Source organism: Bradyrhizobium sp. (genome assembly GCF_004799445.1).
In the GTDB taxonomy this organism is placed as follows: Bacteria; Pseudomonadota; Alphaproteobacteria; order Rhizobiales; family Xanthobacteraceae; genus Bradyrhizobium.
This window is the reverse complement of sequence record NZ_SSNA01000141.1, coordinates 52,053-72,918: the sequence shown is the minus strand read 5'-3', so window position 1 is coordinate 72,918 and position 20,866 is coordinate 52,053. Positions and strand designations below refer to the sequence as shown.

General features: G+C 63.1%; 26 protein-coding genes. 13 read left to right on the top strand and 13 right to left on the bottom strand.

Features of this window, described 5'->3' with window-relative positions:
* The coding region (locus E8A46_RS19765) for a fumarate hydratase C-terminal domain-containing protein (RefSeq protein WP_291564759.1) at positions 1 to 115 on the top strand (115 nt) is incomplete at its 5' end.
* 38 nt (positions 116 to 153) lie between these two features.
* The gene (locus E8A46_RS19760; protein WP_291564749.1) at positions 154 to 597 is read left to right on the top strand and encodes a MaoC family dehydratase; all 444 of its coding nucleotides are present in this window, start codon (positions 154 to 156) and stop codon (positions 595 to 597) included.
* A gap of 728 nt (positions 598 to 1,325) precedes the next feature.
* On the opposite strand, the gene E8A46_RS19755 is transcribed toward E8A46_RS19760, so the two are convergent.
* The 3 genes from E8A46_RS19755 to E8A46_RS19745 all read right to left on the bottom strand — a co-directional run bounded on the left by E8A46_RS19755 (position 1,326) and on the right by E8A46_RS19745 (position 3,014).
* The gene (locus tag E8A46_RS19755; RefSeq protein ID WP_291564746.1) at positions 1,326 to 1,622 is read right to left on the bottom strand and encodes a hypothetical protein; all 297 of its coding nucleotides are present in this window, start codon (positions 1,620 to 1,622) and stop codon (positions 1,326 to 1,328) included.
* Between the two features lie 174 nt (positions 1,623 to 1,796).
* The gene (locus E8A46_RS19750) at positions 1,797 to 2,348 is read right to left on the bottom strand and encodes a septation protein IspZ (protein ID WP_291564743.1); all 552 of its coding nucleotides are present in this window, start codon (positions 2,346 to 2,348) and stop codon (positions 1,797 to 1,799) included.
* Between the two features lie 105 nt (positions 2,349 to 2,453).
* Positions 2,454 to 3,014 carry a hypothetical protein gene (locus tag E8A46_RS19745; RefSeq protein WP_291564740.1) on the bottom strand — a complete coding sequence of 187 codons (561 nt, stop codon included), beginning with the start codon at positions 3,012 to 3,014 and terminating at the stop codon, positions 2,454 to 2,456.
* A gap of 110 nt (positions 3,015 to 3,124) precedes the next feature.
* On the opposite strand from E8A46_RS19745, the gene E8A46_RS19740 reads away from it, so the two are divergent.
* Together E8A46_RS19740 and E8A46_RS19735 are read left to right on the top strand one after the other, a co-directional pair.
* Positions 3,125 to 3,844, top strand: a complete 720-nt coding sequence (locus E8A46_RS19740; RefSeq protein WP_291564737.1) for a WHG domain-containing protein — start codon at positions 3,125 to 3,127, stop codon at positions 3,842 to 3,844.
* A gap of 174 nt (positions 3,845 to 4,018) precedes the next feature.
* A complete protein-coding gene (locus E8A46_RS19735; RefSeq protein WP_291564734.1) occupies positions 4,019 to 4,762 on the top strand; it encodes an SET domain-containing protein in 744 nt (247 codons plus the stop codon).
* On the opposite strand, the gene E8A46_RS19730 is transcribed toward E8A46_RS19735, so the two are convergent.
* Positions 4,759 to 5,157, bottom strand: a complete 399-nt coding sequence (locus tag E8A46_RS19730) for a hypothetical protein (protein WP_291564732.1) — start codon at positions 5,155 to 5,157, stop codon at positions 4,759 to 4,761. The two genes, E8A46_RS19735 and E8A46_RS19730, sit on opposite strands and share 4 nt — an antisense overlap.
* Positions 5,158 to 5,309: 152 nt before the next feature.
* Here E8A46_RS19730 and E8A46_RS19725 point away from each other — a divergent pair, with 152 nt between their 5' ends.
* Complete coding sequence (locus E8A46_RS19725; RefSeq protein ID WP_291564729.1) at positions 5,310 to 6,131, top strand: helix-turn-helix transcriptional regulator; 822 nt, start codon at positions 5,310 to 5,312, stop codon at positions 6,129 to 6,131.
* Between the two features lie 60 nt (positions 6,132 to 6,191).
* The gene (locus E8A46_RS19720) at positions 6,192 to 6,857 is read left to right on the top strand and encodes a DsbA family oxidoreductase (protein WP_291564726.1); all 666 of its coding nucleotides are present in this window, start codon (positions 6,192 to 6,194) and stop codon (positions 6,855 to 6,857) included.
* Positions 6,858 to 6,865: 8 nt separating this feature from the next.
* On the opposite strand, the gene E8A46_RS19715 is transcribed toward E8A46_RS19720, so the two are convergent.
* The 5 genes from E8A46_RS19715 to E8A46_RS19695 form a co-directional block, all read right to left on the bottom strand.
* On the bottom strand, positions 6,866 to 7,993 hold the full coding sequence (locus E8A46_RS19715; protein WP_291564757.1) for a GNAT family N-acetyltransferase: 1,128 nt from the start codon (positions 7,991 to 7,993) through the stop codon (positions 6,866 to 6,868).
* 263 nt (positions 7,994 to 8,256) lie between these two features.
* Positions 8,257 to 9,693 carry a cytochrome c oxidase accessory protein CcoG gene (gene ccoG, locus E8A46_RS19710; protein WP_291564723.1) on the bottom strand — a complete coding sequence of 479 codons (1,437 nt, stop codon included), beginning with the start codon at positions 9,691 to 9,693 and terminating at the stop codon, positions 8,257 to 8,259.
* A gap of 145 nt (positions 9,694 to 9,838) precedes the next feature.
* On the bottom strand, positions 9,839 to 10,042 hold the full coding sequence (locus E8A46_RS19705; protein WP_291564720.1) for a DUF2892 domain-containing protein: 204 nt from the start codon (positions 10,040 to 10,042) through the stop codon (positions 9,839 to 9,841).
* Between the two features lie 25 nt (positions 10,043 to 10,067).
* Positions 10,068 to 10,514, bottom strand: a complete 447-nt coding sequence (trxC, locus tag E8A46_RS19700) for a thioredoxin TrxC (protein WP_291564717.1) — start codon at positions 10,512 to 10,514, stop codon at positions 10,068 to 10,070.
* The gene (locus tag E8A46_RS19695) at positions 10,511 to 11,797 is read right to left on the bottom strand and encodes an FAD-dependent oxidoreductase (protein ID WP_291564714.1); all 1,287 of its coding nucleotides are present in this window, start codon (positions 11,795 to 11,797) and stop codon (positions 10,511 to 10,513) included. The genes trxC and E8A46_RS19695 overlap by 4 nt, the downstream gene beginning before the upstream one ends.
* Before the next feature lie 129 nt (positions 11,798 to 11,926).
* Here E8A46_RS19695 and E8A46_RS19690 point away from each other — a divergent pair, with 129 nt between their 5' ends.
* From E8A46_RS19690 to E8A46_RS19670, 5 genes are all read left to right on the top strand, one after another.
* Complete coding sequence (locus E8A46_RS19690; RefSeq protein WP_291564711.1) at positions 11,927 to 12,238, top strand: metalloregulator ArsR/SmtB family transcription factor; 312 nt, start codon at positions 11,927 to 11,929, stop codon at positions 12,236 to 12,238.
* Positions 12,239 to 12,341: 103 nt separating this feature from the next.
* A complete protein-coding gene (locus E8A46_RS19685) occupies positions 12,342 to 13,325 on the top strand; it encodes an efflux RND transporter periplasmic adaptor subunit (protein WP_291564708.1) in 984 nt (327 codons plus the stop codon).
* A complete protein-coding gene (locus E8A46_RS19680) occupies positions 13,322 to 16,537 on the top strand; it encodes an efflux RND transporter permease subunit (RefSeq protein WP_291564706.1) in 3,216 nt (1,071 codons plus the stop codon). The genes E8A46_RS19685 and E8A46_RS19680 overlap by 4 nt, the downstream gene beginning before the upstream one ends.
* 11 nt (positions 16,538 to 16,548) lie before the next feature.
* A complete protein-coding gene (locus E8A46_RS19675) occupies positions 16,549 to 16,908 on the top strand; it encodes a carboxymuconolactone decarboxylase family protein (protein ID WP_291564704.1) in 360 nt (119 codons plus the stop codon).
* Between the two features lie 232 nt (positions 16,909 to 17,140).
* The gene (locus E8A46_RS19670) at positions 17,141 to 17,854 is read left to right on the top strand and encodes a TetR/AcrR family transcriptional regulator (protein WP_291564702.1); all 714 of its coding nucleotides are present in this window, start codon (positions 17,141 to 17,143) and stop codon (positions 17,852 to 17,854) included.
* Positions 17,855 to 17,910: 56 nt separating this feature from the next.
* Here E8A46_RS19670 and E8A46_RS19665 read toward each other — a convergent pair whose 3' ends face one another.
* From E8A46_RS19665 to E8A46_RS19655, 3 genes are all read right to left on the bottom strand, one after another.
* Positions 17,911 to 18,318 carry a hypothetical protein gene (locus E8A46_RS19665; protein WP_291564699.1) on the bottom strand — a complete coding sequence of 136 codons (408 nt, stop codon included), beginning with the start codon at positions 18,316 to 18,318 and terminating at the stop codon, positions 17,911 to 17,913.
* Between the two features lie 216 nt (positions 18,319 to 18,534).
* Complete coding sequence (locus tag E8A46_RS19660; protein WP_291564695.1) at positions 18,535 to 18,777, bottom strand: PilZ domain-containing protein; 243 nt, start codon at positions 18,775 to 18,777, stop codon at positions 18,535 to 18,537.
* A gap of 149 nt (positions 18,778 to 18,926) precedes the next feature.
* Positions 18,927 to 19,391, bottom strand: a complete 465-nt coding sequence (locus tag E8A46_RS19655) for a PaaI family thioesterase (protein WP_291564693.1) — start codon at positions 19,389 to 19,391, stop codon at positions 18,927 to 18,929.
* A 136-nt stretch (positions 19,392 to 19,527) separates the two neighbouring features.
* Between E8A46_RS19655 and E8A46_RS19650 the strand changes: the two genes are divergently transcribed.
* Both E8A46_RS19650 and E8A46_RS19645 read left to right on the top strand, forming a co-directional pair.
* On the top strand, positions 19,528 to 19,653 hold the full coding sequence (locus tag E8A46_RS19650; RefSeq protein WP_291564690.1) for a peptidylprolyl isomerase: 126 nt from the start codon (positions 19,528 to 19,530) through the stop codon (positions 19,651 to 19,653).
* A gap of 89 nt (positions 19,654 to 19,742) precedes the next feature.
* The gene (locus E8A46_RS19645; RefSeq protein ID WP_291564687.1) at positions 19,743 to 20,030 is read left to right on the top strand and encodes a hypothetical protein; all 288 of its coding nucleotides are present in this window, start codon (positions 19,743 to 19,745) and stop codon (positions 20,028 to 20,030) included.
* Positions 20,031 to 20,127: 97 nt separating this feature from the next.
* Here E8A46_RS19645 and E8A46_RS19640 read toward each other — a convergent pair whose 3' ends face one another.
* The gene (locus tag E8A46_RS19640) at positions 20,128 to 20,841 is read right to left on the bottom strand and encodes a Crp/Fnr family transcriptional regulator (protein ID WP_291564684.1); all 714 of its coding nucleotides are present in this window, start codon (positions 20,839 to 20,841) and stop codon (positions 20,128 to 20,130) included.
* Positions 20,842 to 20,866: the final 25 nt, after the last annotated feature.

Below are 20,866 nucleotides of genomic sequence, written 5' to 3'. Positions count from 1 at the left end.
ATATCCCGAACTCGGCATGGAAGCGATCTGGCGCATCGAGGTCGAGGATTTCCCGGCCTTCATCATCATCGACGACAAGGGCAACGACTTCTTCAAGGAATTGAATTTGGGGTGATTGTGATTTTTGCGACGAGCCTTTGAGCCGAGGACAAGATGATCGAGTGGTTCGACGACCTGAAGCTGGGGATGCGTTTTGAGAGCGGCGAGGTGACGGTCAGCCGGGAAGACATCAAGCGGTTCGCGTCTGAATTTGATCCGCAACCGTTTCACCTCGACGAGGAAGCTGCCGAGAACACGGTGTTCAAGGGGCTTGCCGCTTCGGGATGGCACACCGCCGCCATCGCCATGAATCTCGCCATTCAGGCGCGGCCGTTCGGGCCTCACCCCTTGATGGGAGCCGGCGTCGATGAGCTGCGCTGGATGAAGCCGGTCAGGCCCGGCGATAGCCTGCGCCTGGAGGGCGAGGTGGTCGAACTGATCCCGTCGCGGAGCAAGCCGCAAGGCGTCGCCCGGATCAAATGGACCGCCTACAACCAGCACGGCGAGGCCGTCTACACCTTCAACCCGATCGCCATCGTGCCGCGCCGGCCGGCCTGAAACGAACCCCCGCCCGGGTTCAATTTCTGATTTTCCGAAAATATGCTTGACGGCTGGGTAGACGCAGGAATATTTTGATTCGCATCCCGTCCCAACAGAGGGGCGGCTCGCGATCGTCACGGACGCGGGACGGGATGCGGTGGACGTTTTGGCGCTTTTGACGAATGGCGCAGAAGGCGGACGGCGAAGTCGTGTGGTCCTGATGTCCCGACGCTGGCATCAAGTTCCTGGGAAGCAAGCTTCTCGGGGGCGACGGTGGCAAGAAAGCCCGGTCACCGGGGAGAGCGCGTATAGGCCGTAAAACCATTGCGCGGGGAATGCCGGGTGATTCCGGTGTGACCTGACTAACGCGTGTGCTTTTCGCTTTTCTACCATCGCACACGCGGCTATCGGGCGCATCGGGCGCCCGGCATTCCCTGCGCCCTCTGATTGGAGAGGGCGGGAATTTACTGGCAAAACTCGGGCATATCGCGCCGCGAGAATGCGAAGTTGTGGCTGCGAACCACGCGGGGGCTGTTTGAAGTTTCGTGCAGTTGTCATCACCCGCGAAAGCGGGTGATCCAGTATTCCAGAGGCAGCAGTGATTGAATCGAGAAGGCACGGCGTACTGGATACCCCGCTTTCGCGGGGTATGACGGATGGTGGTTGACGCTTGGTTTCAGTCCTCTTTGCGAACTAACCATGGCCGATAATTATGACTCCCTGCGTTCGCAGGGACGACAGTCTGCCTAGGCCCGCGTCCCCGTAAACGGAAAACTGCCCATCGGACCGATGCCCATTTCGCCGGCAATGCTGTCGCCGGAAACCTTGCCGGTGAACTCGAGCGTCAGCGGCATCGGATTGGTGATCGACACCTTCCAGGCGACGTCGTCGCCATTGGCCTTGCCGTCGAATATCTCGATCGAATTGCCTTCGGCGGCCTGCGTGCCCGTCAGCGCGCCACCGGCGCTCTTCAGGGTCAGCGTCGCGTTGCGATCGCCCATCGGCGTCGACATGGTGATGTTCCAGTTTCCGTCCACGGCCATTCTCGCATCTCCTCGTATCGACTTCGCAAAACCGGGAATGGTTCTGGGGTCCGCGCAAGCTTCCGGCGGCGGTATAGCGCATCTTGCGGCCGATGCCCAATGGCGAACCCTGCGGCTTTTTGCCGGACGGGTTGGCTTCGCGCATCGTCGCAGGTTTTGCGCGAAACCGCTTGGTCAGGCGCTGGCGGCGCGAAGGCGGCTGGTGACGAGGATCCGGAACGCGACGTATTGCACGGCGAAGGCCGCAACCTTGGCCCCGACCGCGACCACCGACACATAGATCGCCCACAGTCTCATGTCGCCGGTCAGCGCCACCGCGATGGTGCCGAGCCCGAGCGCAAACATCAACGCCGCCCAGGCGTAGCCGGCGAGGGTGACATATTCCGGAATGGTCTGCGCCACCAGCGGCGGCACGTAGCGCAGCATCCAGCCGCGCTTGAGCATGATCGCGCCGATCGCAAAATGCGCGATCGAGGGTTTGGCCAGCACGAAGCGCGGATCGCTGGTCAGCAGCGTGGCGCCGCCGAGCACGATCACCAGCGCCAGGCTGGCATAGGTCATGAAGCCAAGCGACTCGCGCTTGACGCGGGCATGGATGACCTGGATCACCGCGCCCGCGATCGCCACGCCCGTCGCCAGCATGACGTTGCCGGTGATCAGGTACAGCGCCAGGAACACGATCGTGGAAAGGAAGTCGGTGCCGAGTCTGACGAACACGTCCTTCATCTTGGTGCTCTCGATAATATTCCCGTCATTGCGAGGAGCGAAGCGACGAAGCAATCCAAATTCTTAAGAAAGCTGGATTGCTTCGCTCCGCTCGCAATGACGGTCTCATGATATGCCTGCCGCCGCGGATTTGGCCTTGCGGTATTCCGGGTACCATCTGGTGAAATAGATCGCGGTCGTTCGGGCTGCGAACGCGATCGCAAGCCCGGTCCACAGCGGCAGGCCCGGAACATAGATCACCAGCGCGTTCGCCGTCATCATCAGAACGATGGCCAGCGCCCAGGCCCAGGTGATCACATAATTGGCGGTCAGGAAATCCGGCAATTGGGCCGTCTTTGCATCGGACATTTCGCGGGCATATTGCAACGTGAACGGTTTGCCGATCGCCAGCGAAGCCAGCGCGATCGCAAGGATGCCGGCATCGACCGCGAGTTTGACGGCCGAACTGCTCCAGACGTGATGCGTCAGTGCGAGGCAGGCGCCGAGGCCCGCAAACAGGATCGCGGAGCCCGCGCCGAGCATCTTGACCGAGCGGCCACAGAGCACGTCGTGGGCGATCACCGCGAGGCTCACCGCCGCCGCCGCGAACAGGCTCACCGTCGCGGAACTGACCAGCATCAGGCTCGCAAATACGCCATAGGGCGCAAGGATCAGCAGGGTCGCCATGGCAGCCTCGTGTATCCAATCTTTACAGCGTCAAGATAAACTAAACCCCGAACATGGCACAGGTCAAGCCAAATCTTTACAGTGTCAAAATCGTGATCTATATACCACCGATGGCCAGAACACCGAAAATTGCCCGGCGCGCGGTAGCGGGCGTCACCCCCGCACGGATCGCCCGGAAGGCGGGCGGGCGCCGTGCCGGCCCCGTCGGCAAGGACGCGCCTTACCATCACGGCGCGCTGCGCGAAGGTTTGCTCGCGGCGGCCGAAAGGGTGCTCGAGCGCGAAGGGCTGGCCGGGCTGACATTGAGAGCGGTGGCGCGCGAAGCCGGCGTCTCTCACGCCGCGCCCGCCCATCATTTCGGCGACCTCACCGGTCTGGTCAGCGAACTCGCCGCGATCGGGTTCCGGCAATTCAACGCCGCCATGGTGGTGGCGGACGCCGACGGTGACACGCCGGCGCAGCGGGCGATGGCGCGGGCCAAGGCCTACATCGCCTATGCGCAGGCCCACCCCGGCATGTACGGTCTGATGTTCCGCACCGAGCGGCTCGATACGTCGCGCCCCTCGCTGCGCGAGGCCGCACAGGCATCATTCGCGGGTCTGGCCGGCGCGATCGGCGCGCAGCGGCAGGAGTCGATTGCCGCGGACGCGCTGTCGCTCGATCAGGCCGCCGCGATCGCGCGCGCCTGGTCGCTGGTCCACGGTTTCACCATGCTGCTGCTCGATGGCCGGCTCGCCGACATTCTTCGGCGCCTGCCCGAGGGAACCGACGCCGAAACCCTGCTGGATGCCATGCTCAGAGCAACCGTGGTCCGGCCGGCGGGGTCATAAGTCATCGTCTCAACCGGCAAATGGCGCTCCATTGCGAAAACCACGTCTTCGGCCTGCGCAATCTGGGGAAGGATCAGGCAAACGCCGCGAAGGGCCTGACATTTGCGCGGAATCGTCCTAGAACACTGGCTTCGCGATCCGTCGCCTTCACTCGTGTGTCAGTTACCTCATCTCATGCCTGCCATTTCGTCGAAGAAACCCTATCGCGTCGGCCGTTCCCGCACCGGACTCGGCCTCTTCGCCACCAAACCGATCAAAAAGGGCACCAAAATCGTCCGCTATTTTGGTCCGCTGCTGGATTCGAAGAAGAAGAAGGACGACGCGATCGAGAACAAATATCTGTTCGAGCTCAACGGCCGCTGGACCATCGACGGCTCGGTGCGCAAGAACATCGCGCGTTACATCAATCACGCCTGCAAGCCGAATGCGGAATCCGACGTCAGTCCGCGCAAGCGCAAGGTCGTGATCCGCGCGATCAAGAACATCTCACCCGGCGAAGAGATCAACTACGATTACGGCACCGATTATTTCAAGGCGTATCTGAAGCCGATCGGATGCAAATGCGACGCCTGCGAGAAGAAGCGCAAGAAAAAGCGCGCCGAGGCGCGGGCCGAACGGTTGCGCCTGAAGGCCAAAGCAGAGCGGAAGGCCTTGAAGAAAGCCGAAAAGCAGGCGGCGAAGGCCGTAAAGGAAAAGTTGAAAAAGCTGAAGCTGGAACTGAAGCAAAAGCTGAACGGCGCCGGCGTCAAGCAAAACGGCAAGCTCGCCAACGGCAAGCACTTTAACGGTGGTCTTTCAAACGGGCACGACCGGCCCAAGGCCGCAGCCCAAAAATTGGCCGCCGCGAGGCCCAGGGCTCCCATGAAGCTCGGGGCCACCGCGACGGCGGAGGCTCGGGACCAGCGGGCCTCGGCTTAGGCCGCCAGCGCGTCCTTGCTCCTGCGCAATCCGATATATTGCAGCTCGGCCAGGGCGCCGGGCACGATGGCTTGCGCGGCGATAAAGACCTGGCCGAGCAGGTTCGGCGTCACGGCGCTGGAGAACAACAGCGCGATGCTGGCAACGGTCCACGCCGCGTTGCCGGCAATGACGATGATCGCCAATGCCTTCGGCATCGACTGCCGCGTGGCGAGCCAGCCGACCAGCGCGGTATAGGCGATCAGGAACAGGCCGGTCTCGCGCAGCAGCGCTTCAGGCAGCTCGAGCCAGGACGCGAGCGCGCCGGCGTCCAAAGTGAGCAGCAATGCCATCATGCCGCTGACGACGGCATCGAGCAGGAAGACGCGGCGCAGAAACGGCGATGGTTGGATCATGGTGGGCTCTCCATAGATGCGGGGCGGAGATGGATCAGCGCGTCGAGCCGACGCGTCATCTCCTGTGCTCGCAAAGATGATCCGCGCAGCAGCGCAATTCCATTACGTCCGAGGTAATGGAAGCCGCGAAATTCGCATGGTAGGTTTCTACCATGAGCGCACACACCGCCACGGCGCGAGCCGACCAGCCCAAGCCCGCCCACGTCGGCGACCACCTGCGCGAATGGCGCCAGCGTCGCCATCTCAGCCAGCTTGATCTCGCCGGTGACGCCGAGATCTCGGCGCGCCACCTCAGCTTCGTGGAAACCGGTCGGGCGGCGCCGTCGCGCGACATGGTGCTGAAGCTCGCGGAACGGCTCAACGTGCCGCTGCGCGAGCGCAATGTGCTGCTGGTGGCGGCGGGGTTCGCGCCGGCGTTTCCGCAGCGATCGCTCGACGATCCCGCGCTGAAATCGGCGCGGGCTGCGATCGATCTGGTGCTGCGCGCGCATGAACCCAATCCAGCGCTGGCCTATGACCGGCACTGGAATCTGGTATCGGCCAACCGCATGGTGATGCCGCTATTGCAGGGCGTGCCGGCGCGGCTGCTCGGCCAGCCCATCAATATTTTGCGGCTGGCCTTCCACCCGGAGGCGCTGGCGGCGCGCACCGTCAACCTCGCCGAATGGTGCGGGCATCTGCTGGAGCGGTTGCATCGCCAGTGCGAGGCGACCGCCGATCCCGGGCTGATACAACTCTATCACGAGCTGAAGTCCTATCCGATCCCGGCGCGCTCGGCGCCGCTGCCGGCCGACAATGTCGCGATCCCCTTCAAGCTGCGGTTTGGCAGCGACGTCTTGAGTTTCATGTCGGCCACGATGATTTTCGGCACGCCGGTCGATATCACGCTGTCGGAACTGGCGCTGGAGACGTTCTTTCCGGCCGACGAGCTCACCGCCGAGCGGATGCGGGCGATGGTGGCTGATCTGCGATAGGTCCTTGTCGGGGCCCGGCTTGCGGCTTATTTCTGGATCTCCGCAAGCGAGGAGGCCCCGATGAGCACGCTAAAGCCGCTTCAGATCGACATCGTCTCCGACGTGGTGTGCCCGTGGTGCTATATCGGCAAGCGCCGGATCGAGAACGCGCTGGCGCTGGCGGTGGACATTCCGGTCGAGGTTCACTGGCGCCCGTTCTTTCTCAATCCCTGGGTGCCGCACGAGGGCATCGGCCGTGAGGAATATCTCACCACCAAATTCGGCTCGGTCGAGGCCTATAAGGGCATGGCCGGACGCGTCGTCGCCGCCGCGGGCGAAGAGGGGCTCACCTACCGGCCCGACCTCGTCAAGCGGCAGCCCAACACCATCGACTGCCACCGGCTGATTCATTGGGCCGACGCGCACGGCAAGGCCGCCGACATGAAACAGCGGCTGATGGAACTGTATTTCAGGGATGGCGGCGATCTCACCGATACTAGCGTGCTGGTGCAGGCGGCGGCCGATTGCGGGCTCGATGCCGAGGACGTGCGCCGGCGTCTGGCGACTGATGAAGACGTCGCGCTGATCTCGGCGCAGGCCAAGGACGCTTCCGACAAGGGCATCTCGGGGGTGCCGACCTATGTGTTCGCGCAGAAATACGCGGTGTCGGGCGCACAGCCGGCCGAACAACTCGCCCGCGCCATTCGTCAGGTGTCGGTGGAAGTGAACGCGCAGGCGGCGGAGTAGGGTGTGCTTTAACGGCCGCGGATCAAATGCACGGCGCGGCGCGCGAGTTCACGGATCCTCCGATGCGCGGTTATCGCGGAACGGATCAGCGGCACCACGGGGTCGTGCCGGCGCAGCGGAATCAGAACGTCGCCGATCTTGAGACGTCCGCGCCAGATCGGATTGATCATCGGATGATCGGCGCTCGCGGTGGAGTCGGCGGTGGCAAGCACCGCGTCGGCGCACAGATGCCGCGTCAGCTCGAGCGTCAGCTGCACGCCGGGGGAAAATTTTGAAAAACGCTCGTCGATGCCGAGCTTGAAATAGAATGCGCGGTCCTGATGCCGGAGCACGATCGCGGCTGCGACCGGCGTGGCGCCGGCGTGGAGCGTCACGATCTCGCATTGGCCGGTCTCGGCAAGCCCTTTGGTCGCGCGCCGGATAAAGCCGGCATCGCCTTCGTCCTGCCTGAGCGCGGTGCCGCGCCTGGCTTTCCAGCCGCTGGCTTCGAGCGCCAGAAATGTCTCGATTGCCGCAGCGATCGCTTCCGGCGTCCGCGCCACGTCAAAACGGACCGCGCCATGCTCGGCGAGCCGGTTGCGTTGCCGGCGTAGTTCCTTCAGCTTCTTTCCGCCGAGCGCGTCGCGCAGCAATTCGTCCGCCTCGCGCCGTGCGTCAAGACAGGCGCGAAAATGCGAGTTCAGGAGCCGCGGATGCAGGCCGTCCTGCCGCAACACGTCGGTAAAGGCCTTCATGGCGGCGCCGTTGAGCGAGACGTCGCGCAGGATCAGCGCATGCGCGCCGCTCTCGCGCGCCTGCGCCATCAATTGCCTGACGGCGGCGCCGGCGATGTTGCGGTCGAGCAAGGGCGTGCACAGCGTGCCATAGGGGCTGGCGCTGACCAAGGCGGGCAGGGGGATTTTATAGGCGCGCCACATCGAAATGACAGGCAATAGGCCGATCAGTCGCGCCGCGCCGTCCTGCGCCGACGAGGCGTCACTCCACGCGGTCAGCGCCGACACGCCGGTCCGGCCGCGCGCGGAAGCGTTCACCGCCAGTTCCCACGCCGGCAGGTAATAGCCGTTCGGCTCGACGGCGCGTTCGGCCAGTGCTTGCCATTCAATCGGGGAAATCTCGACCAGCGGCGCGAATGCCATGCGGTCCGGCGTCGCGGCTGTGATCTGTGCGCGCGTGCGCGTGGCATCGTTGACCGATGCGCGGCGGGCTACCGCTGTATCCGCAATATTGACCACGACCCCGTTTCCCCGCTCGCGAGCGTCGCGCGGCCTTAAGTCGCGCTCCACCCGCGTTCTCGGGGAAATGCTAGCGTAAAGATTGGAAAATGCCGTTGGCGCGGGGATTCAATTTGAGCGGTAATGTTAATCCGGCGTTTACGCTGCGAAGGCCCAAGCCGCAACGATCACTGGTTGGGCGGAACGAAATGGTCCTCGACGCCCACGGTCTGTCCGGTGGCAGTGTCGGTCGCCTTGATCTCGATACCGACAGGGCTGTGAGGCACCATGGCGCTTTTGACCTGCACTGACAGGCGGATTTCGCGGGTCTGGTCCTGTTCGACTTCGACGGTGAGCCTGCCATCCGCGCCGCGCGCCGTGCCCGGGATGTGCAGGTCCGCGCCGGGAAGACCGGATACGTCCAGCGCGAAGCTGCGCTGGGTACCCTTGTTGAGAATATGCACGGTGTAATCGTTGCGGACGCCGCCATCCGCCAGCAGGACATAAAGCGGATTGCGGTCATGGAGCGCATTGAGGCTCACGGAGCTTCGGGTTGCCAGCGCATACAGCATGATGCTGCCGACCAGCGCGATGATGGCGGCGTAAAGGACGGTCCGCGCCCGGACCAGCCGATAGACCGGCGGCTTGCCGGCCTGCCGGCGCTGGCCGTTGATGTCGGTGTCGTAGGCGATCAAACCGGTCGGGCGACCGATCTCGCTCATGATGGTGTCGCAGGCATCGATGCACAGCCCGCATTGGATGCAACCGAGCTGGATTCCATCGCGAATATCCACCCCCGTCGGGCAGACATTGATGCATTGGTGGCAATCGATGCAGTCGCCGGCGGGCTCGCCATGCCGGCGCAGTTGTTCCGCCTTCTTGACGGACACGCGCGGCTCGCCGCGGTCACGGCGATAGGTGACGTTGAGCGCCCATTCATCGGTGAGTGCGGCCTGAATCCGCGGCCACGGGCACATGTAGATGCAGACCTGCTCGCGGGCGTGGCCGGCGAAGGTGTAAGTGGTGACGGTCAGGATACCGATCCACAGATAGGCAACGAACGGCGCCTGAAGCGTCGCGAGATCCTTCACCAGCGTCGGCGCATCCGCAAAATACAGCACCCACGCGCCGCCGGTCCACCACGCGATCATCAGCCAGATGAAATGCTTGGTGACGGCCTGGCGAATGTGGGTCAACGTCCATCCGCGCTTGTCGCTCAGGATCCGTTCGCGGCGGTCGCCTTCGGCGAAACGCTCCACCGCATAGAACAGATCGGTCCAGATGGTCTGCGGACACATGTAGCCGCACCAAACCCTGCCGGCCACGGCATTCATCAGAAACAGCGTCATGGCCGCAATGATCAAGAGGCCGGTGAAATAATAGACCTCCTGCGGCCACAGCTCGATGAAGAAGAAATAGAACCGGCGATGCGGGAAATCGACGAGGACGGCCTGGCTGGGCAGGCCGGGTCCGCGATTCCAGCGGACGAATGGCAGCAGATAATAAACCGCGAGCGCGACGGCGAGGATCGTCCACTTGATCCGGCGAAACCGGCCGTGAACGGCCTGCGGATAGACCTTTCTGCGGGCTTCGTAGAGCGGGCCCTCGATGATGGTTTCGTTCATGGTGGCCGGCCGTCCAGAATAAGTTTCGCACGCGAATAAGGCCGGCGGCTCGGCCGGCGAGAGAGTTACTCTTCCTCAGTATCCCCTCGCTCGAAGCCGTCGCCTTGCGGTAGCTCAAATCGGACTGGACGCCGGACGCGGCCGATCACGAAAAGGCGTTGCCGCCCCGCAGGCCCAGTTTCCTGAACACGATCGCGGCGGGGCAGAATCCGGTGAACGACGACTGGATCATGTTCAGCCCGGCGAACGCCGTCAGCAGGTACCAGTACGGATTGACCAGCCAGCCGAGCACAAGGCCGAGCAGCACCACACATCCAGCGAAAGCGAGAACGGCTTTATCGATATTCATCACGTGTTCCTTTCAGTTCGAAAAATCATGGGGACTTGGCGAGCCCGGCCATCGTCCATGCGACAATGTTCTGCGCATCCATCGCGCCTGACGTCCGCGAGACTTCGCGGCCACCCTGCATCAACAGAAGAGTAGGGATGCCGCTGATTCCCAGGCGCGACGAGACCGCAGGCGCGGTATCGGCGTTGAGTTTCAGCAGACGAACCCTGGGCTCAAGCTCCATGGCGGCGCGTTCGAACATCGGCGCCATGGCGCGACAGGGGCCACACCACGGCGCCCAGACGTCGACGAGAAGGGGGATATCGCTGTGCGCCATATGGCGGCCGAACCCTGCCTCGTCGACCTCGATCGGATGGCCGCTGAAGATCGGCTGGTGGCAAGATCCGCAACGCGCGGCGGCCGGCCTCCGGTCGGCCGGCAGCCGGTTGATCTTGCCGCAGTGTCCGCAGACGATTTGTTGGCCTGTACTCATTCTGCCGGCTCGACCTCCCTGACCTTTGCGATGTTGAGCTTGTCGAGCAGGAAGCGCTCGTAGAAGGGTTCGCTCTCGCCGCGGCGGATCTTGCGAAGGAAGTATTTTTCGAAAGCGACCTTGGCATAGTGAACCCATTCGCCCTTCGAGGACCAATTGACGTTGCGCGGCGGAATTTGCGGTTGCGCCAGGAAGGCGACACCGGAATCGCCGAAATCCGCCAGGCAGATCGCGTTCCACGTTGCCTGCGCCGTCGGCCTCTCGCCCCTCAGCAGCGAGCCGATATTCCGGGCTGTCGCAGTCACCATCGATTCGATCATGAAGCCCGTTTTTGGCACGCCGACCGGAACCGGGGTCGGGCCGACAGGAGCAATCGCCACGCAGACGCCGATCGCAAAGATGTTTGGAAACGCCGGATTACGCTGATACTTGTCGACGATGACAAAACCACGGGGATTGGCGAGCTTCTCGATGCCGCGAACAGCGGCAACCCCGCGAAAGGCGGGCAGCATCATCGAATAGCTGAACGGCAACGCGTGGGTCTTGCGGATTGAGCCGTCGTCGGAGAGCTCTTCCACCGACATCTTTCCCGGCTCGACATTCGTGACGCGGGCGTTGGTGATCCACTTGATGTGCTTCTCGCGCATCTCGCTTTCGAGCAGCCCCTTGGTATCGCCGACCCCGTCGAGCCCGAGATGCCCGATATAGGGTTCGGAAGTGACGAAGGTCATCGGCACGCGGTCGCGGAGCTTGCGCCGCCGCAACTCGGTTTCCAGGATGAACAGGAACTCGTAGGCCGGGCCGAAGCAGGAGGCGCCCTGCACGGCGCCGATGACGACCGGCCCCGGATTGGCGGCGAGCTGTTCGAAAGCCTGCCTGGCATTGGAAGCGTGGTCGACGTGGCAGATCGACTGGGTATGGCCGTCCGGCCCGAGCCCCGGTATCTCGTCGAAGGCAAGCTCCGGCCCGGTAGCGACCACCAGATAGTCGTAGTCGATCGACGTCCCGTCTGCGAGTTCGACGCGGTTTTCCGATGGATTGACGCGTTGCGCGCCCTGCGTCAGCAGGCGGATACCCTTTCGATTCATGATGTCAACAAGGTCGACTTCGATATCTCCGCGCTTGCGCCAGCCGACCGCCACCCAGGGGTTGGAGGGGACGAAATGATAGACGGGTCCCTGGGAGACCACGGTCAGGTGATCGTCCTTGCTCAATTGCGGCAGTAATTCATAGGCCATCAGCGTTCCGCTGAGACCGGCTCCGATAACAACAACTTCCGCCATGTTCTCCTCCGTTTTCCTGCGTTGCTTTGGGGCGGCCGCGCCAATCTGCCTTGGCTTGTTCTACCGCGCGTGTTGACTATATATTCATATTATCGTATATACGCAAGTATGAAAATAGACAGTAAAGTCATGGAAGCTGCGGCCGATCAGGCGAGTGACCTGTTGAAGGCGCTATCCAACCGGCATCGATTGCTGATCATCTGCCAGCTGATCGACGGCGAGCGGTCGGTCGGCGATCTCGCCGAGTTCCTGAAGCTTCGCGATTCCACGGTGTCCCAGCATCTGGCTCTCCTTCGCAAGGATGGCCTGGTGTCCGCGCGACGCGATGCTCAGACGATCTACTACTCGATCGCCAGCGATCCCGCCCGCGAGCTTCTGAAGACGCTCTATCAAGTGTATTGCGCGCCCCCGAAGGTCGTGAAGGCCAAGCGTAAGTTATGAGGTCGTGCGCGGCCGCGCCTTGAGGCAGGTCAATGCCCTCGAAGAGAACTTCAATGAGATGTCACAACAAACGCCGCGGGTGTGGCGTGGAATGAGCATGGCGATGCGCAGATTGATTTTATTGGTTGCGATTGCGGTATTGGGCGCGGCTTCCGTGGACGCGGAAGTCCTCACCGTCGCCTCGCGCTCGGTGGCCGACGAGAAGGCGGTGTTTGCCACCGTCGAGAGCATCAGTGTGGTGCCGGCGCGCGGCCGTATCGGCGGCACCGTCGTTCAGCTCAACGTCCGGGAAGGCGACGCGGTCACGAGCGGCCAGGCGATCGCGGCCATCGGCGATGAGAAGCTTGCGCTGCAGATGAAGTCGCTGGACGCGCAGATCGAAGCCTTGCGCGCGCAGTCGGACCAGGCGCAGATCGATTTCGATCGAATCCAGGGGCTGGTGGATCGCGGCATACTCCCGCGCGTCAAGCTCGACGAAGCCCGCACCGCGCTCAACGTCGCCGAAAACGGGATGCGGGCCAGAACCGCCGAACGCGCGGTGGTCCAGCAACAGTTCAATGAAGGGCAGGTGCTTGCTCCCGCCAGTGGGCGCGTGCTGAAGAAGCTCGTGGCGGTAGGTTCGGTCGTGCTGCCGGGCGACCCCGTTGCGACGATCGCGCAGCAGAATTTCAAGCTGCGCCTGCGGGTGCCGGAACGCCATGCCCGCTTCTTGAAAGCCGGCGACAAGATCCGCGTTGATGGCGGCGAATTCGGTGACCATGCCTCCAAATCGGGGGTGATCGACCTGGTCTATCCCCTGATCGAGGATGGCCGCGTCATCGCCGATGCCACCGTTGAGGGGCTCGGGGAGTATTTCGTCGGTGATCGCCTCAGGGTCTGGATCTCGGGCGGTGCGCGGACGGCCTTCGTGATCCCGTCGAGCTATGTGACGACCCGATTTGGGATCGACTACGTCCGCATCCGTCAGGCCGAGCGAACCATCGAGACGCCGATACAGCGCGGCCGCGATCTGCCCTCTCCGGATCTTCCCGACGGCCTGGAAATCCTGTCGGGGATTCGTGTTGGTGACGAATTGGTGCAGCCGTGAATCTCGGTTTGTCGGGACGGCTCACCCGGGCGACCATCAATTCGCCGCTGACGCCGTTGTTTCTGCTCGCATCGCTGGTCGTCGGCCTGATCGCGGTCGCCGTCATTCCGCGCGAGGAGGAGCCGCAGATCAGCGTCCCCATGGTCGATATCCGCATCAGCGCGGACGGACTGCGTGCGCCCGATGCGGTTGAACTCGTCACCAAGCCGCTCGAGGCCATCGTCAAGGGCATTGATGGTGTGGAGCATGTCTACAGCCAGACCGAAGACGACCGCGTCATGGTCACCGCGCGCTTTCTGGTCGGAACCAAGTCCGACGATGCGATCCTGCGGGTGCATGAGAAGATTCGCGCCAATCTCGACCGGATTCCCGTCGGCATTGCGGAGCCATTGATTGTCGGCCGCGGCATCAACGACGTCGCCGTGACCGTACTCACGCTTTCGCCGAAGCCGTTCGCTGCCGGCCGCTGGTCGGACAAGGACCTCTACGAGCTCGCCGACAAATTGCGCGCCGAATTGATGAAGGTCGACAGTATCGGCCTGACCTACATTTCCGGCGGCGGCCCCCAGCAGATCAGGGTCGAGCCCGATCCGGAAAAGCTGTCGCTGTTTGGCGTCACGCTTCAGCAACTCGTCGCCAAGGTGAAGGACGCCAATCGCTCGTTCCTGGCGGGACAGGTCCGCGACGCCGGCACCGTTCGCAGCGTCTCGGCAGGCCAGACCCTGGCGGGAATTCCCGATATCGGCTTGCTCTTGATTTCGACGCGAGACGGACGACCGGTCTATGTCAAGGACGTGGCCGTGGTGGTGATCGGACCGAACGCGGCTGAGCACCGCGTCTGGAACGATGCGTCGGACGGCAAGGGCAACTGGGAGCGCGTTCCCGCGGTCAGCCTGGCGCTGGCCAAGCGGGCCGGCGCCAACGCGGTGGTCGTCTCCGAGGAAATTGCGCGCCGGCTCGATGGGCTGAAGGCCCGCCTGATCCCGGATGACGTCGAGGTCACCGTGACCCGCGACTACGGCGAGACCGCCAACGAAAAAGCCAACGAACTATTGTTTCACCTCGGTCTCGCAACGATCTCGATCGTCGTTCTGATCGCGATTGCAATCGGCTGGCGCGAGGCGCTGGTCACTCTCGTCGTGATCCCGACCACGATATTGCTGACGTTGTTCGCCGCCAATCTGATGGGCTACACCATCAATCGCGTCAGCCTGTTCGCGCTGATTTTTTCGATCGGCATTCTGGTCGACGATGCCATCGTGGTGGTCGAGAACATCGCCCGCCATTGGGCGATGAAGGACGGACGGCCCCGTCTGCAGGCCACGATCGAGGCGGTCGCCGAAGTCGGCAATCCGACCGTCGTGGCGACGCTGACCGTGGTTGCCGCGCTGCTGCCGATGCTGTTCGTGTCGGGGCTGATGGGCCCCTATATGGCGCCGATCCCGGCCAATGCCTCCGCGGCCATGCTGTTTTCGTTCTTTGTCGCGATGGTGGTGGCGCCCTGGCTGATGCTGCGGCTGGCGCCGAAGGATGGCGTGGTTGCCGCTCACGCGGCGCATGACGAAGGCGTGCTCGGGCGTATCTACCGCCGCATCGCGACCCCGATCGTCCGCAACAAGCGCTCGGCCTGGATATTCCTGATCGGCGTCGGCGTCGCGACGTTGCTGTCGATGGTGCTGTTCGCGACCAAATCCGTGACCGTCAAATTGTTGCCGTTCGACAACAAATCCGAGATCGCGGTCATGGTCGATCTGCCCGAGGGTGCAAGCCTCGAAGACACCGAGCGAACGTTGTTTGCCGCGGCGGATATCGCCCGCGGACTTCCCGAAATCACTTCGGTGCAATCCTATGCCGGCACGCCGGCGCCGTTTAATTTCAACGGCCTGGTGCGTCACTATTATGTTCGCGAACGCCCCGAACTGGGTGAGCTGCAGGTCAATCTTGCGGCGCGCGGGGATCGCAAGCGGGCGAGCCACGATATCGCGCTCGATCTGCGGCAGCGCCTCAAGGCCATCAGCGTTCCCCCCGGCACCAGTATCAAGGTCGTCGAGGTACCACCCGGGCCGCCCGTGCTGGCTACCCTGCTGGCCGAAGTCTATGGGCCGGATGCGGCGACGCGACGGGCGGTCACCTTCGAGCTCAAAAAGGTCTTCGCCGAGGTGCCGTTCATCGTCGATATCGACGATTCAATCGGCGAGAGGCGGCCGCGGCTGCGGCTGTCGATCGACCAGGACCGGCTGGAGTTTTTTGGCGTCGAGCAGCGTGACGTCTACGACAGCATCCAGACGCTGTTCGGAGGTGTATCGATCGGCTATTCCCATCGCGGCGAAGACCGCAATCCGATCGAGATCGCCGTCAGGCTGCCGAAGCGCGATCTTGCCTGGACCGAGGCGCTGGCTTCGACGCCGGTGCCGGCCAATACGCTTCCCGGAAGCAAGACGATTGTTGAACTGGGCCAGGTCGTCAAGGCGACGGTCGAGGAGGGCTCGCCGATGATCTTTCGGCGCGATGGCCGGTTTGCCGATATGGTGATGGCCGAACTCGCAGGCCGCTTCGAGGCGCCGCTCTACGGCATGCTCGAAGTGGCAAAGCGCGTCGACGCCCATGACTGGGGCGCGCTGCCAAAGCCCGTCATCAGCCTGCACGGCCAGCCGGCCGACGAGTCGCGTCCGACGCTGTTGTGGGACGGCGAATGGGAAATCACCTACGTAACATTCCGCGACATGGGCGCCGCCTTCGGCGCAGCGATCCTCGGCATCTATGTGCTGGTCGTGGCCCAGTTCCGAAGTTTCAAGCTGCCGCTCGTCATCCTGACGCCGATCCCGCTGACGCTGATCGGGATTCTGATCGGCCACTGGCTGTTGGGCGCGCCCTTCACCGCGACGTCGATGATTGGTTTCATCGCGCTCGCCGGCATCATCGTGCGCAATTCGATCCTGCTGGTGGACTTTATTCGTCACAGCGGCGGACAGGGCAAGTCGCTGCATGAGGTGGTGCTGGAAGCCGGCGCCGTGCGCTTCAAGCCGATCCTGCTCACCGCGCTCGCGGCCATGATCGGCGCGGCGACCATTCTGCTCGATCCGATCTTCCAGGGGCTGGCGATTTCGCTGCTGTTTGGTCTCGCGTCCTCAACGCTGCTCACGGTGCTCGTCATCCCCGCCATTTATATCGCGCTGCGGCAACCGCCGCCGCAACCATCCTCAGGCAGCTAGGGAGTCCCTTCATGGAAAAGAACTATTCCGATATCACCAGCCGCATTTCCGGCGACTTGCGGAAATTGCGCCAGGACATTCCCGACACCATGAAAGCCTTTTCGGCGCTGGCGCAGGCCGCCACCCGCGAGGGCGCGCTGGACAAGAAGACCAAGGAACTGATCGCGCTGGCGATCGGCATTGCGACCCGCTGCGACGGCTGCATCGGCTTCCATACCGAGACCCTGGTCAAGCTCGGCGCCACGCGCCAGGAGGTGGAGGAGACGCTTGGCATGGCCATCTACATGGGCGGCGGTCCATCGCTGATGTATGCGGCGGACGCCATCTCCGCGTATGAGCAGTTCGAGAAGAAGATGAACGTAGCGGCCTGAATCAGGCGCCGCTACCGGCGGTCGCGCACGACGCCCTTGCCGGCGCAACTGTGGACGACGTCGGAGAACCCGCCCTCGAAGTACAAGGCTCCCGCAAGCGGTCGGAGTGTCCGCTTCCCGCTGCCATGGCGCCGCTTCGGACGGCTGCCCCTCTGTCGCCCTGCGCCGCTGCGGAGCGGGGTCGATTACATTTTCGTGATTGCGGAATGATCGCCTTGCCCGGGCGTCTTGCATGAATTGGACGGGCAATTCTGCCGCCGCCCTGGAATGCGCGAACAGAAGCCATCGGGAAAATGATGATCAAGAACGTCAGGCGATATGTTTCAGAACAAATTTCGCTCAGTCGCAATTCAGCACGGGCACGAGGATGAGGATGCCCAATCCGCCTCATCACCGTGAGCAGGTCAGGCAACGCATCATCCGGAGCGCGCATCAGCTGTTCAACCGCCACGGATTCAGCGCCGCCTCGATCGACGACATCATGGCCGGCGCCGGGCTGACGCGCGGCGGTTTCTACAGTTATTTTCAAAGCAAGAGCGACCTCTACGCCGAGGTTATAAGCTGCTTCGTAAGCGGCAAACTGGAAGGTGCGGATTTCGCTGACAAAGCATCGGTTCGTTCGGCTCAGATCATCCGCGACTATCTCTCTTGCCAACACTTCGAGGATGTCGCGGCGAGCTGTCCCCTGATCGGCCTGCCCAATGATCTTTCCCGAAGCGACCAATCGGTCAGAGAGGCGCAGGAGGCGGCGCTCAGGATGATGATCGAAACGTTCGAGCGGGGTATGACGGCGTCCGCGCAGCCGGCAAGGCAATGCGCCATAGCCCTCACGTCGCTTTGCATCGGCGGCATGGTCATCGCACGCGCGATCGAAGACCGGGCGCTTGCCGATGAGCTCCGTGAAGCCACGATGGCGATCGCGCTGAAGCTTGGAAGTTGGGCTTAGCCGTTGGCGCGGCGCAAGCCCTCCTCAGTCCCGGATCAGGCGTCCGCGTGCAGGCCTCAGATCGGCTGGTAGGTTTCGGAGGCGCAGGTGTCCTCGGGTTCGGCGCGCCGGCGGTCGATGATGACGCCCCCGCTGATCGTGATGCGATAGGTTTCCAGACCCAGCGGTTTTCCCATCGTGTTGGTAAGCTCGGCCCTGACGCATGCCGTCCAGCCCAATCCGCGAAGGTCGTGACGCGGCGGCGAGACCTGCACCTGCTGCGGGGAAGACGAGGTGACGAATACCGAATCCAGTCGCTCGCGGACCAGTTGCTTGACATCGGGAGTTGGCTCGGGCGGTGGCGGATCATCGGCTTTGGCGCGCATGAACTCCGGCACCGACGAGCGGCTGTCGGCAATGCCGCAGCCGGCCAGCGCCAGCGCGCCGCCTGCCATGAAGGCCAAAAGAACAACGATCCGCAGCATCCGCCGATCTTATCCCGGGGCCGGTTGGGAATGCGCGGGTTATCGCCGATTTTTTCGGTTTGAACCATCAACAATCGCTGAAATCGGTCTTCGAAACGGCGACCTGCCACCGATCCGGATTGATGGACCACGCTCTTTTGTCTTGACGCGTTTTCTTCACGCGAACCGGTATCCACCCCGGATCGAGTCCGAGGGCGTGCGTCGTTCGAAAACGCTCTAATCGAATGCGACGCCGATCCGGGTGTCGTTGCTCCAGACCGGATGGCAGTGCCGCATGAACTGATCGGTCTGGATCACCAGCGTGAAGGATTGCGGCAGGCCGACGGGATTGGCGACGTCGAGCCGCGCGCCACCTGAGGAAATGTTCCGGACCATGCAGTCGACGCCGCCGCCACCGTTAAAGGCGAGGGTGCCGTGTTTGAGCACTCTGTGTCTGGCCGCTGTTCGTTTCTCGATCATTGCCGTGAATCCCGAATATTGCCGATCGTTCCGGGTTCAGGATAGCAATCCGGAATTACCGGCAATTGAATCGAATGTCCGCTGTATTTGATTCCTGATTCAGCTTTCGTTAGCGATGATTGACTGCAGGCGCGCCGTCGCTTGCATGCTCACAGCATCGCAAAAGCGCTCGATACCATCGCCACCGGCTTGTTGTCGGCGGCGCTCGACAGCGTCACGCGGCCGAAGCTCATGGTTCGCCCGAGCCGGACCACCCGGGCATCGGCCAGCACGTCCGACTGGGTGACGGCGCGCATGAAGTGGGTGGTCTGATCGACGGTCGTCATCGGCCGATAGCCGCGGTTGGCGGCAAGGATCGCGATCACCATGGAGGTGTCGGCGAGCGCCATCAGCGCCTGGCCGCAGACGATGCCGCCGTGCCGGCATAGACGTTCCGAGAAAGCCATGCGCAGCACCGCGCCCGGCTGCCAGTCGGCCGCGGCGCCCGGCGGTGGCGCGGATTCGATGTTGCCGATCGACAGCCCGAGATCCTGTACCCAGGGGGCGAATACATCGCCAAGCACGCGCCTGGCTTCCTCGATGTCGAATTCCGCTGGCGTTGGCTGATTCTGCATGCAGGCTGGTTCCTGGTCGTGGGATCGTGGATGCTTAATCCGCGGCGTTCCCGGTGCAAACAGGCGTTCGCCCGGGCGGCTTGAAAATGCCAGACTTTGGACCCTATGATAGGCGATGTTCGGGAGTGTGTGGACCATGTTCAGGCGATTGGCACTGATTTTCAGCGTTGTCGCTGTCGGCCTGCTCCTCAACGGCTGCACCAAATGCGGTCCGATCTGGGACGATTGGCTGCCGAAATCCTGCAAGTCGGACCATTTTTAGCGCGCCAGTCGAAGCGTTTGGCGTCACCAGGCGCGCTTGGCGACGCCGTCGGCGCGGTGATATATTGGCAAAATACAGGGGGATATCCCATGAGAGTTTTCCGCGTCGCGGCCCTGATCATGCTGCTGGCCTCGCCCGCATTTGCCCAGATGCCCCCAATGAATTTGCTGCAGGACAAGCCTGGCAAGACGCAGGATGAAAAGGACGCCGAGGCGGCGCGAGACAAGGCCTACCAGGATTCGCTGAAGAAAATACCGGACGCCAAGCCCCCGGCCGATCCCTGGGGCAACGTGCGCAGCACCGATACGCCCAAGGCCCCCGCCAAGGCGGCTGCATCCGCCAAACCGAAGACAAAGACCGGCAGCACCGCAAATTAGGGGCGGCGGCCCGGGCCGCCGAGGATGTGGTGGGCTTGCGGATATTGTTGTTTCCGCCAACTTCCGGGATGAGCGCTGAACCGGGCGCGGCGCGCGGTCAGGCCAGCATGACCGATTGATCGACCAGCGTTTCGTAGCACTCGCAGGACATCCGCAGCAGCGCGGGACGATCCAGGATCCTGATCACGCCGCGCGAATAGGTGATCGCGCCGGCGTTTTGCACCTTGGTCGCGACCTCCGTCACCGAGGTGCGTCTCACCCCGAGCATCTCGGCGAGAAATTCCTGCGTCAGCGCCACGGTATCGCCGCCCGCCCGGTCCGCGCTTTGCAGCAGCCAGCGGCAGAATCGCGCCTCGATCGAATGCAGCGCGTTGCAGGCGGCAGTGACCCGCGCCTGCGACAACAATACCTCGTTGTAGCGGATGCAGAGATTGCGAACGGGATCGCTGGCGGCGGCCACGGTGCGGAAATGTGGTGCAGCGATCTTGCTGCAGGCCAACGGCATCTGCACCACGACGCGAACCAGCGATTTGTAGAGGCCAAGGCCAGCCATCGCGCCGACCACGCCTTCGCGCCCGACGGTGGCGGTTTCGATCGCCTTGCCGTCGCGCAGCACCGCGAGCAGCGACAGCATGCCGTAATGCGGAAAGTAGATCTGGTCGACCTCGTCACCGGCTTCAACCAGCACGTCTCCCTGCGGCAGGGAAACCGTCGAAAGATGCGGAAGCAGCCGATCGAAATGATCGCGTGGAAGCGAGGCGAGCAGTTTGTTGTCCAAGGGAAGACCGGCGTTGGAAATGGGCAATGCCACTACGATATCCTGCCCGGTCGGTCGG